Raw genomic sequence first — 11,467 nt, 5'->3', positions numbered from 1 at the left:
AAGGACGACAAGAAGCCCCCGTTCAAGCCGTGGAAGGATGTCCTGGAGGACACGAAGGCAACGGACGGATTCTTCAAGACCCATCTCAAGCGTGACAACACCTTGTACGTTGAGATTCCGCCTGCTCGACTGGACAAGGAATTCGGTCTTGTGATGCACTTCTCTCGCGGAGTGGGCGTTTTCAACCTGCACGACGGCCTTCCGTTGAGTGATACCAGACTCATGCGCTTTGAGCGTCATGGCGACAAGATCTACCTGGTTCATGTGAATCACCGTCTGAAAGCTGCAAAGGGCTCACCGATGGAGAACTCGCTGAACGACAACCGGGGCAACTCGATTGTGTCTGCGTTCGACATCGCCAGCGAAGACAGTGCAAGCAAAGCCCTCCTGATTGACGCAACGAGTTTCTTCGTTTCTGACTATGCCAGACTCGCGGATCAGGTCAAACCGTACTTCAACAAGAAACCGGTATCGTTCGACAAGAGCCGGAGCTATGTAGATGTTGTTCAGGGCTTTCCGAAGAACGTCGAGATCGATGCGCTTCTCACACTGAAGGCGAATGATCCCCCGGCGGCGAGTTCGGCGGGGGTGTCTGACTTCAGATCTATTCCGGTGGGTGTGCGCTATTCGATTTTCGATCTACCCGAGAATCCGATGACGCCGCGGCTCGGGGATGATCGCGTTGGCTACTTCCTGGATGCCGTCAAGGATTTCTCCCGCGATCGCGAGTACTCGCCATACGTAGCGTATATCAATCGGTGGCGCCTGGAGAAGAAGGATCCGTCCGCGGAGATATCCGAACCGGTCAAGCCCATCGTCTACTACGTCGATCGGAGTGTGCCGTACGAGTACAGGAAGTACGTGAAGGCGGGCATCGAAGCGTGGAACAAGGGTTATGAGGCGGCGGGATTCAAGAATGCGATCGTTGCGAAAGACGCGCCACCCGATAGTGTTAACTGGAGCGCGGAAGATATCAGGTATTCGACGGTGCGATGGACGGCCGCCCATTCGATGGGCTATGCAATTGGCCCATCACAGAGTGATCCGCGCACCGGTGAATTGTTGAATGCCGACATTCTTATTTCGTCGACGTTCGTTCGTGGCTGGGCGAACGAGTATGCACAGATGATCGCGCCAGAGACCATGTTCGACAGGTACCGTGCGGCGGAGGAGGCCCAGACGCTTCTTCCACCCGGAATAGCAGAGCGTATGTGCCTTGCTGAAATGGGCAAGAGTCATCAACTGGGCCTGCAGCATGCGGCGCTTGCAGCACTGGGTGTAGTTGACGGCGCGAAGCCTTTACCTGATGAAGTCCTTGGCGAGGCGCTGAAGGACTTGATCATGCATGAGGTGGGTCACACGCTTGGACTCAGGCACAACTTCAAATCGTCGTCAGCGGTGCCGTTCGATCGACTGAACGACAAGGACTTTGTTCGAAAGAACGGTCTGGCCACATCGGTGATGGATTACAATCCGACGAATATTGCGGTGAACCCGTCCGAGCAGGGCCACTACAACAATGTCGAGGTTGGCGCCTACGACGTGTGGGCCATACAGTACGGATACTCGCCGACCGTGGTGCAGGGCGGCACGAACGGCGATTCAGGAAGCATGGCGGTTCCTGCCGAACAGGAAAAAACAATGCTCGGCCGCATAGCGTCGCGGGCCGCAGAGCCGTTGCTGGCGTACAACACCGACGAGGATACGCACCTGGGTCCGATGGGCGTTGATCCCAGTTCGAATGCATGGGATCTGTCAGGGGATCCCATGGCGTTTGCGCAGAGTCGCCGTGAACTGGTTGACCGCATCCAGCCGCATATCGAAGAGCGGATGATTGCTGACGGCGACGCCTATTCGCGTCTGCGCGGAGCGGTAGGCAGACTCGTGTTCGAGCGCGTGTTTTCCACTGTACCGCTGACGAAAACGGTTGGCGGACTGTACTTCGCGCGCGATCACAAGAACGACCCGAATGCCAGGGATCCGTTTACTCCGGTGTCAGCGGCTCGGCAGAGAGAGGTGATGGACTTCATCGCCGACAATGTGTTTGACGCGGATGCGTTCGAATTCGATGCGGAGCTGCTTAACAAGCTCGCACCGAATCGTTTGTCGCACTGGGGTACCGGCTACAGATCGACGCCGGTCGACTTTCCGATTCATGCGATGGTAGCGGGCGGGCATGCTCAAATCCTGGGAGAGCTTCTGGACAACGGGCGGTTAACGAGGATGATCGACAACGGAGTGAGAACGTCCCCCGCAGATGTTTACACCGTGTCGGAGTTCCTGGCCAAGCTGACGACTGAAATCTGGACCGAGGTGCAGAATCCGTCATCGCCGCAGGCGGCCAACAGCTTCCGCCGCAACTTGCAGCGTATGTACGTCGATCATTTGACGCGCATCATGCTGGATGTCCGACCAGCACCGACGTCGCGTCCGGCCCCGGAGGATGCCAGGTCGCTCGCTCGACTTGAGCTGACCGAATTGTCGGGACGCATCGGCCAGGCGCTGCAGTCGTCCTCGCTGGATCGGACGATGCGGGCGCACTTGATGGAGTCGAAGGTTCGCATCGACGAGATGCTCGACGTGACCATGACCGTCAAGGCGAAGTAGAGCGATTGCAAAGATCTCGTATCAGGGAGCTCCGCGTGCGTTGTGCGTGGGGCTCTCTGTGTTCAGGCCCGGCACCGTCGTGGGCGGGAGATCCAACTGTGATACAGGGCACAGGGTTTGCCCCCGCCCAGTGTGTAACACAAACGCACTCGATTCGTACGAAACGGCATTATTGGCGACGTCATTGGAGTACGATTGATGAATTACACGATTATCGTTAAGGCGCCGCGAGGACATCTTCGGAGACAATGTCGACGCACCAGCGATGGGCGCTACATCTTCTTCGAGGGTGTCAGACCAAGGCGAGAAGTTATGGAGATGGCGCGACGTGCGGCCGATTTCGCGGAATCGGTACACGTCGTATGGAATTCCACGCGAACCCTCTCGCGTGGATGGAGATTGACTCCGTCCGCGATGAGCCAGGCTTACTAGCCGACTCTGAACCCCAGGCCTGCAGGCACAATCTGGCAGACCGGCTGTGGTTTCGACTAGCGGTTCAGGACGGCGGTCATCTGGACAACCGCCTTCACATGGACGTCCGTTGACCGCGGTGTGCGGGGGTTGGTGCGAAGTGAAAGCGTTCCGACCGTCTGTGCGCTGGAGGCCAGCGAAAGCCAGCTGTCCGGTTGCTGAAATGTAACGGCAGAGGATTCCAGTGCGGGAGCCGGGTCCGTTATCGACACGATGATCTCCTCGTCCGGGGTCCGCGTCAGCAACATCTTCCACTCGGAGAAGTCGTCGAGTGTAGTGCCAGGTGGATTCTCAATACTCACGTCGAAGGCTTCGACGGCAATTTCGCGCAGGTCTCCGACTGTTGCGCCGCTGTTTTGAATTTCGGCGAGCAAGACGGTCGCGAACGCTTCATCCGACGACGATACGAGAGTCTGCCCGACGGTAGCTTCGTCAGTCGAAAATCGAAAGTTGTATTCTCCCGTGACGGAAACGCGTGTACCGACGACGTCCATGGTTCGCACGTCACTCCAGATTCCAACAGACTCACTATTGCGTGCACGTACGCGCCATCTGGCCACTCCCAATTCGGTCAGTTGGTCAACATGCACCGTGTCGGAAACGAGTTCAGCGTCGTTTGCTGACGGATAGTCGTCGTACTCGATTGCGATTTCGTAGAACGATGCTTCATCGACCGGCTCCCACGAGAACTCCACCAGCGACTGAGCGGGAAAACTTGCGGCTTCCGTAGGTCCGCGAAGCGTGGGTGCAACCAGCACCGAACTCGCGTTGCCGGTCGAGTCGCAGCCGCTGACGCTGACAAGCGCGATCGCAAGAATCGCAAGCGAGAGTATGCGCGTGGTGAGCATTGAAAGGAAGTGTGATCGTGTCTGTTTATATCGACGTGATCTGGCGTTTGCTTTACGAACGAGACGAACTACGGCGGGAAACAGCCTATTCCTGAGGAAACAGGGACAGGTCAATGCCCGGTATCAGTCGCAGCGCGTTCTTGTAATAGAGATGGCGAAGGACTTCGTCGGGCAGATCCAGTCCGTAGATCTTCCAGTGTGCATGCCGTTTGCGATAGTAATCGAAGTATTCGTCAGCCGTCTCGAACGCCCGGAAGTAGACATGGTATTCGTCCGGTGCCCACGCGTCTTTGCCGAACATCACTCGGTCCTGGTACTTGATCAGAAACTCGCGGGCTGATCGTGGTTGGCGGCCGAGTTCCGCGAGAACGGCACCCGTTTCTGTGTAGACATTCGGGAGTTCGTCAAACAGTTGTCCCAGGCGACCGAGGTCATTGCCAAGCCATCCGAGGTGGGCATTGATGAAAGTCGTTTCGGGGTGTTTGCGGAATACGTTGTGTTGCTCGGCGATCATCTGCTCCCACGACGGATACTGATCGGGCGGGCGATGTCGCTCCGGCCGCTGCTTCAGCTCCAGCCACCGCTCGTTGAATCGATCGTGTGGTTCGAAGAGTGGGGCCGGCTCGGCCGTGTGAATCAGCACGGGGATCCCGAGATCGCCGCACTTTCTCCAGACGGGATCTATCCGCGGATCGTCAACCGCAATAAGCTCACCGCTTGAGTCCACGACGCTCAGGCCAAGGCTCTTGTAGATCTTCAGGCCGACAGCGCCATTGTCAACGTCTCGTTCAAGTTGCGCGACTGTTCGCTCGGCCCAGTCCGGCTCGTCGATTCCGTCGAAGCTGATGTTCGCGAAGTGGAGAATGCGACCGGGATACGTGGAGCGAACTTTCTCAGCCGCGCCTACCAGATCTTCGCCCGACCTCCCACTCAGGTTGATCAAGACCGCGAGATTCAGCGAGTCCATATTCAAGACGAGCGTGTCGAGACGTCCGGCTGACCAATCAGCCATGCCCCATTGATGGCTGTGGACCTCAATGAAAGGGTAGCGGGCCTTCGTGACTTCATGCTGCGGAACCACGAGCGTTGATCGCGGCTCGTAATCCTCGGTTGACATCTGTTGTTCCTGGCCGCAGGCGGCGGCAACGAACATCGTGCAGGATAGAAGGAGTGCCGGCAGGCTGATTCTCATACGATTGTCCAATTGGTCGTGGCGCACTGATGGTGGAAGTTAGTGCCGTCTCAGGAACGATTCGAGCCGATGACCTCCAGGGAGCCGTTGGCATCACGACGGCGCAACCAGCAATTGAGTCTCAGCGGGTTGGCTGGTGAGGCCCATCAGTCAGCCGTTTCGGGAAATCGAAATCGTCGACTCGTAGCACGAGAGTACGGCATCACAGTCTACGGAGCTGTGGGTCACGACGAGAATGGATTCGTGGTCACGACCACCCGCTGGTTCATGATCGCCGGCCACCGTAAGGGTTCAGGACCGCGATCCTATGGCACTCGAAGCGTGACGGGCAGGTTCGTGGCCAGTGAGGATCGCTGGGAATTGCGAAGCGGGTGGTGTCGGCCACGGTGAAGGGTCGGCGGCAACGCTGGTAACCCGTGAATACCTGAAGCAGGTCTGGCAGTCGCCGCTAGTATTGATTCGGTTCGCCGTACGCGTCGAGGTCGTTTGGGGCCCTACGGATTCAACTCAAACGTGTATGTCTGGCCATCCCAGGCTTCGAAATGGATTATCACGGGCATGACCTGGCCATCCGGTCCAGTTGTCAGTCGAAGGATAGGCCACAGGTCGAAGGCCAGATCTCGTTCGAAATAGGCGTCGCAGAGTTCGCCGCGGTCGTCGTGATCGAGGATCAACCGTGCTTGAGGAGGGAACGACTCCATCAATCCACCCACCATGTACAGATTGAGTGGGTGATCCGGGCTGCATCCGCTGAAGCCGACTCTGAGCGAAAGAACTTGAGCGCGCAGATCGATGGCATCGACTGCATACTGGTCGAGCGAGAGGCTGTCCGTCGATTCGATGAAATACACGGGTGGCAATTGCAGCGAGTTCGTCCAGCCGAAGTCGGCGTGCAGGAAGCTCTGCACGTTTCCGTCCGATCCCCCGAGTATCACAACCTCGAGTGGGTTCGACGTTGTGGGTTCGACGGGTGCGAACGTCGGCGGCGGCATAGCCCAGAGGCTGTAGAGGCCGGTTTCACGCACTGGGATAGCGTAGTGTCCGTCGCCGTCCACAGAAACGACCCGATCCGAGAGACCGGGACCCGCCACATGTATCCATCCTCCTCCGAAGGGAGGCTCTCCTTCATCGTAGCGGCCATTGCGGTTGTTGTCTGAGTAGTACAGTCCGGCAATGCGCGGCCGGTCAGGGCTTAGCCCGAATCGCGCCTGAACATTGAAAGCGAACGAAACTCCGGTGGGATCCATGAACACGATCAGCTTTTCGCCCGACAGCTCGCCGGGGGTAAGCACGTTATCGGCGCCAAGCAATTCAGAGTAGTTGTAGCCATACAAGCATTGATCGGTGACCGGGAACGGGACCACCGTAAGCGTCGAGTCGCCGGGGCAGGTTGTCCAATCGGGATTGTCCCAGGCCGGGGCCACGGACGATGGCTGGAATCCGCTAAGAACGATTTCGGCCGGTGCGTACAACGAACGTTGGTCGACGTTACGGACGCCGACGGCCATGGCTACGTCGCCGGATCCCGTTGCCGGTCTCACGAAGCGACCCACGAGCTCGATCCGGACAGGGATGCCGTCCGTAGTGACGATCTCGAGTTGCTTGAGAAGAATGACGTTCGCGCCGGGATCGATCTGGCCTTCGAATTCGCCGAGCCCGTCGCGCGCGCCGTCGATATCGGGTTCAGTCGACTGCAGACAGCCCACTGTGGTGGTCGCGAGAATGGCGACGATCGCAAGTTTGCCGACGATGGAGCGAAAGTGGCCTGGATTCAATGATAGAGCGTTCATGGCGGCCTCGCCTTACGTGGTTCCGGAATTCTCGACAACGTAAATGACGCTGCTATATACGCAAAAGAAAAGCCGTTTCGTCCTGTTTTTTGGGCCGGACGGAAGACTACGTGGCGTGGGGAGTGTTTTTGACGCGGTGAGCAGGTGTGGCCGCACAGCTACCGCGATTCGGGGTCCGGGGCGGCGCACGACTACGGCCTAAAGGACGCTCAATTCGATCCGGTAGGAGACGGTGACAGGGCCCCTGGTCGCTGAGGCAGGTCGGGGAAAACCCGGTATGCAAGGGCGCTCTCGGGAAAGAAAATGACCCACGCCGTCAGAATGATCAACATGAGATCGACGTACAGCGACTTGTGATCCTGATACCACATTTCGAGTGCGCCCTTGTAGGTGAAGACATAGTCGCGGTAGAAGGCACGCGGATCCATCCCGGAGTCTGTCACAAGCTTCTCTTCGTCGCGGAATATGACCGAACCAATTCCAGTGATCCCCGGTCGCGATTCGTAGACACGTTCCTGAACCTCGGGTGCGTACTGTTCAAAACTCACCGGCATGAGTGGGCGCGGGCCGACGAAACTCATGTCGCCTATAAGTACGTTTACAAGCTGGGGCAACTCGTTGAGTTTGGTGAGTCGAAGAAACTTGCCGGCAGTCGTAATGCGGGGATCGTTGCGCAATGTTATTTCGCCACCGGACATGTTGGGTGAATCCTTCAGCATCGTGGCAAATTTCCATATGCTGAATTTTCGATTCTGGAATCCGACTCGGTCCTGGAAGTAAAACACCTCCCCTTCGTCCGTCAGCTTCAATATCAGCACAAGCGGAAGGAGGAGAGGTAGCAGTACTAGCAACAAGACAAGTGCCACTACGACATCGAAGACCCTCTTTGTAAATTCGTACATCGTTGTATTCAAATCTGATAGACTGGACGTGGTAAGCGGGCCCTCACATCTTTTGGTCCAGCGACTTGCCCGTCTCAATATGATCGAATCCCGGCACCAGATGACCAAGCACCTCAACGACCTCGGCCTTCGTGGTTTTCTCGCCCTCGAAGAGCGATTCAAGGTGCTTGATCAGGTTTTCGATCTCTTCCCGTTTACGCCTCTTCGCATTCTTGACGACGCCCAATTCCTTGAACCTCTCGACGTCGATCACCTCAGCACGAGTGTAGAACTCTTCGAACGGCTTCTCCCCGGAAGTGTCACTTTGAAAGAAGAAGACCGGGTAGGTCGAAGACTCCGGGCCCAACTCCGCCGCCGCTGACCGCGCCTCCTGTTCTGACGAGCATTCGTCATGCGTATACCCTGCGTACTCCCGGAGGAAATCGACGGCGATGTCGGCAAATGTTTTCATTTGCGTCGGGTCGAGTTTTGGGAAGAAGATGTCTCCTGATTCACCCAGAACGCAGGCGAGCAGACAAAGCTGGCCAGACTCTTCGGGTGACACAAAGTACCGCCGTACGTCGCGGGGAGCGGAAAGCGGTTGCTGCTTGACCATCCGTTCGATAAAGCCGTACAGCAGACTTCCGTTGCTGAAGGCTACGTTCGCGAAACGGGCTGTTGTGATAGGCATGTCCGCCGAGTACGCCAGAATGGTCTCTTCCATCAGCTTCTTGCTGGCGCCCATCACATTGACCGGGTTCGCGGCCTTGTCTGTGCTCACGCAGAAGAAATGTTGCGGGGGAGAGGGAATGAGCAAATCCAGCAGCCTCTTTGCCTTGATAATGTTGTTCTCGATCATCGCCTCGATCGAAAACTGATCCTTCTCGCTGCGTACGTGCTTATGCGCCGCAAAATTGGCAACGATGTCGAAAGGCCCCTTGTCGCGAAATACCTTCTCAAAAACACGCCCACCGAAGTCAATCGGGTATGTGAGATACTCTTCGGGTATCTGCAGGTCGAATGAGCTGCGGAGATCGCGAGTGAGCTCCGTAAGACCGTTCTCATTTGTGTCAATCACATACAGGCTGCGAGGGCGGTACTTTAGAATCGCGTGTATAAATGACGACCCGATTGTTCCGGCCCCTCCGATCACGAGTACGGAACGGCCGCCTATTCTCTCATTTAGCAGGTCCCGGTTGCGCTCGAGATCGGTCGCAAAGAGACTCTCCTGGCGCTCGGTGACGTAGGTTGCGATAAAGTCTTGAAGACGAAAGCGACTCATGCCAGCATTTTTGATCGATACCATCAGGTTGATTCTGAGATGTTCTTGTAGAAGTCTCGGATTGTCTCGGACACCAGCGCCATGTCTTTGTCTGTCAGTCCAACAGAGCTGGGGATACTGACGCACTGCTTGTAGATGTCGGCGGAATGATCCGACTGACTCACGTAGACTGCATTCTTGTACATCGGCAACTGGTTCATTGGCATCCAGAACGGCCTTGACTGGACTCCCCGCTCGTTCAGGAATTGGAGGAGCGGTCTCATGTGGTCGGTGGCAAACGTGAATAACCAGGAATTTGCATCTACATCAGGTGCCACGGTTTGGAACTTGATGTCTCCGACGCCAGCCAGACTAGTCCGGTAGAAACTATCCATTGCCTTCTTGCGCTCAAGGAACTCCGGAAACTGTTCCATCTGCGCAACGCCGATGGCGGCCAGCACATTTACGAGTCGATAGTTATAGCCCGTCTCGTCGTGAATGTAGTCGTCAACACTCACTTTGGCCTGCGTGCTAAGGTGTTTCGCGCGACTGGCGAGCGCCTCATCGTCGGTTACGATCATGCCGCCGCCGCCGGTGCTAATGATCTTGTTACCGTTGAAGCTGAAGCAACCAAACTGACCAAACGTTCCCGCATGCGTGCGCCGAAGGCGGGATCCGAGGGCCTCTGTGGCGTCCTCCACGATTGTGAGCCCGTAGCGTTCCGCGACCTGCACGAGCCGGTCCATATCGACCATGTTGCCCAGGACGTGCACAGGCATTATCGCCCGTATGGCATGGCCGTCAGACGTGAGGATGCACGTGCCGTCGGTTGCCTGGTGAGTCCGATCGTGAAGGAACTCCTCCAGCAGGTCTACATCCATTTGCCATGTCCGAGGATCGGCATCGATCAGGATCGGACTTGCCCCGGTATAACTGACCGCATTTGCACTCGCCACGAACGTAATGTTCGGCAGAATGACGTAGTCATCTCGTTTCACCCCCAGGATTCTCAGGCACAAATGAAGGGCAGATGTTCCATTCATGCAGGCCACTCCATACCTGGCCCCCGTGTATTCCGCAATTGCGTCCTCGAACCGCGCGACATAAGACCCAGCGGACGATATCCAGCCGGTATCCAGACAGTCCTTCACGTATTGCCATTCATTGCCGCCGATATGTGGTACGGACAGTGGAATCATTGAATAATCCGGTCAAGGACTCAGTGAAAGGACGACGTTCGAGCCGGAGGTGGCACCACTATAGTATTCGTCCCGGGTTGCCGACGACCTTAGCGCCATCCGGTAGATTTCTGATGATAACAGAACCCGCTCCAATAACGCAGTTCGCACCAATATTGAGGCCTTCCTTTACGACGGCGTTGGCGCCCACGAAGGAGAACTCGCCGACGCGAACGTTTCCAGCAAGCACTGCGCCGGGTGCGATGTGTGCGAAGTCGCCGACGACGCACTCGTGCTCGACGATGCATCCCGTGTTGCAGATCACACCGTCTCCAATTCTGACAAACGGATTGATCATGGAAGATGGACCCACCATCGATCCCGCGCCAATGTCGACTGATGACGATACGACGGCGTCCGGATGTCGGATAGAAAGGGGTACCGAAACACCTCGTTCTGCCAATGACTCGGTTACCTGCTGGCGCCGGTAGTTGTCGCCAATGGCCACGAAATAGTCATTGTCACGGAGGTGCTCCAGTCCTTCCTCACTGATTTCGTGTCCAAGGAATGGAATTCCGAGGTAGTTGCCCGGCCGGGGTTCGAGATCGCAATACCCCGCGAGTAAGCGACCAAGGCGATTAAGAATCTCGGCGACCACGTATGCGTGACCAGAGCAGCCGATTAGAACAACCTTCCTCATGACGCAATCGCTTGGAGATGTTTCACGTACCGCTCCGCAAGCATATCGCGATCGAAATGTGCCCGGGCATACGCGTGGCCGGCCTGCCCCTGTTTGAGTCGAATGTCTACGTCCATATCGGCGTAAGCAGCAACCTTCTCTGCAAAATCATTCGGGTTCTCGGGCTCCACGTACGCGCCGCACTCGGCGTCGACAACAAGTTGCCGGGAGACACCGTCGATGGCCATCAACACAGGCCGGCTGCACGCCATATAGTCAAAGGTCTTATTGGAATAGACCGTCTTGAACGCATCCACCTTCTTGAGCACGGACGCTCCAATGTCGGCAGCTGCAATGTATTTGAACACTTCGTCCTTTGACACCGGATCAACAAACTCTACGTTATTCAACTGAAGTTCGTGCGCTTTCTCCTGGAGCCACTCCTTTTGCATACCCGTGCCGACGAGCACGAAGTGCACATCATTTCTATCGATGAGGAGTCTCGCTGCCTCAAGCATCTGAATCAAGTGATTGGCTACTCCGTGGGCGCCCACATAGAT

General features: G+C 56.7%; 9 protein-coding genes. 1 reads left to right on the top strand and 8 read right to left on the bottom strand.

Translation table 11 applies throughout. The annotated features are described in order from the left end of the window. The coding region (locus HKN37_09060) for a zinc-dependent metalloprotease (GenBank protein ID NNE46794.1) at positions 1-2,607 on the top strand (2,607 nt) is incomplete at its 5' end. 488 nt (positions 2,608-3,095) lie between these two features. On the opposite strand, the gene HKN37_09055 is transcribed toward HKN37_09060, so the two are convergent. From HKN37_09055 to HKN37_09020, 8 genes are all read right to left on the bottom strand, one after another. After that, the gene (locus tag HKN37_09055; GenBank protein ID NNE46793.1) at positions 3,096-3,926 is read right to left on the bottom strand and encodes a hypothetical protein; all 831 of its coding nucleotides are present in this window, start codon (positions 3,924-3,926) and stop codon (positions 3,096-3,098) included. Positions 3,927-4,011: 85 nt separating this feature from the next. Next, positions 4,012-5,118: an amidohydrolase family protein gene (locus HKN37_09050; GenBank protein ID NNE46792.1), complete on the bottom strand. Its 1,107-nt coding sequence runs from the start codon at positions 5,116-5,118 to the stop codon at positions 4,012-4,014. A 494-nt stretch (positions 5,119-5,612) separates the two neighbouring features. Then, complete coding sequence (locus tag HKN37_09045) at positions 5,613-6,908, bottom strand: hypothetical protein (protein ID NNE46791.1); 1,296 nt, start codon at positions 6,906-6,908, stop codon at positions 5,613-5,615. Positions 6,909-7,117: 209 nt separating this feature from the next. Then, positions 7,118-7,810 carry a sugar transferase gene (locus tag HKN37_09040; protein NNE46790.1) on the bottom strand — a complete coding sequence of 231 codons (693 nt, stop codon included), beginning with the start codon at positions 7,808-7,810 and terminating at the stop codon, positions 7,118-7,120. 43 nt (positions 7,811-7,853) lie between these two features. Continuing rightward, positions 7,854-9,071 carry a polysaccharide biosynthesis protein gene (locus tag HKN37_09035; protein ID NNE46789.1) on the bottom strand — a complete coding sequence of 406 codons (1,218 nt, stop codon included), beginning with the start codon at positions 9,069-9,071 and terminating at the stop codon, positions 7,854-7,856. Positions 9,072-9,094: 23 nt separating this feature from the next. After that, the gene (locus HKN37_09030) at positions 9,095-10,249 is read right to left on the bottom strand and encodes a LegC family aminotransferase (GenBank protein ID NNE46788.1); all 1,155 of its coding nucleotides are present in this window, start codon (positions 10,247-10,249) and stop codon (positions 9,095-9,097) included. Between the two features lie 58 nt (positions 10,250-10,307). Beyond that, positions 10,308-10,928: an acetyltransferase gene (locus HKN37_09025; protein ID NNE46787.1), complete on the bottom strand. Its 621-nt coding sequence runs from the start codon at positions 10,926-10,928 to the stop codon at positions 10,308-10,310. Then, positions 10,925-11,467 (bottom strand): glycosyltransferase family 4 protein (locus tag HKN37_09020; GenBank protein NNE46786.1); only part of this gene is annotated, 543 nt, incomplete at its 5' end. The genes HKN37_09025 and HKN37_09020, both read right to left, overlap by 4 nt.

Source organism: Rhodothermales bacterium (assembly GCA_013002345.1).
Lineage (GTDB): Bacteria > Bacteroidota > Rhodothermia > Rhodothermales > JABDKH01 > JABDKH01.
The sequence above is the reverse complement of the archived record's forward strand: the minus strand, read 5'-3'. Positions and strand labels throughout refer to the sequence as shown.

Coding starts and splice junctions, on each gene's coding strand:
- HKN37_09055 (NNE46793.1), bottom strand. CDS start 3,926: ATGCTCACCACGCGCATACTCTCGCTTGCGATTCTTGCGATCGCGCTT.
- HKN37_09025 (NNE46787.1), bottom strand. CDS start 10,928: ATGAGGAAGGTTGTTCTAATCGGCTGCTCTGGTCACGCATACGTGGTC.
- HKN37_09040 (NNE46790.1), bottom strand. CDS start 7,810: ATGTACGAATTTACAAAGAGGGTCTTCGATGTCGTAGTGGCACTTGTC.
- HKN37_09045 (NNE46791.1), bottom strand. CDS start 6,908: ATGAACGCTCTATCATTGAATCCAGGCCACTTTCGCTCCATCGTCGGC.
- HKN37_09030 (NNE46788.1), bottom strand. CDS start 10,249: ATGATTCCACTGTCCGTACCACATATCGGCGGCAATGAATGGCAATAC.
- HKN37_09050 (NNE46792.1), bottom strand. CDS start 5,118: ATGAGAATCAGCCTGCCGGCACTCCTTCTATCCTGCACGATGTTCGTT.
- HKN37_09035 (NNE46789.1), bottom strand. CDS start 9,071: ATGAGTCGCTTTCGTCTTCAAGACTTTATCGCAACCTACGTCACCGAG.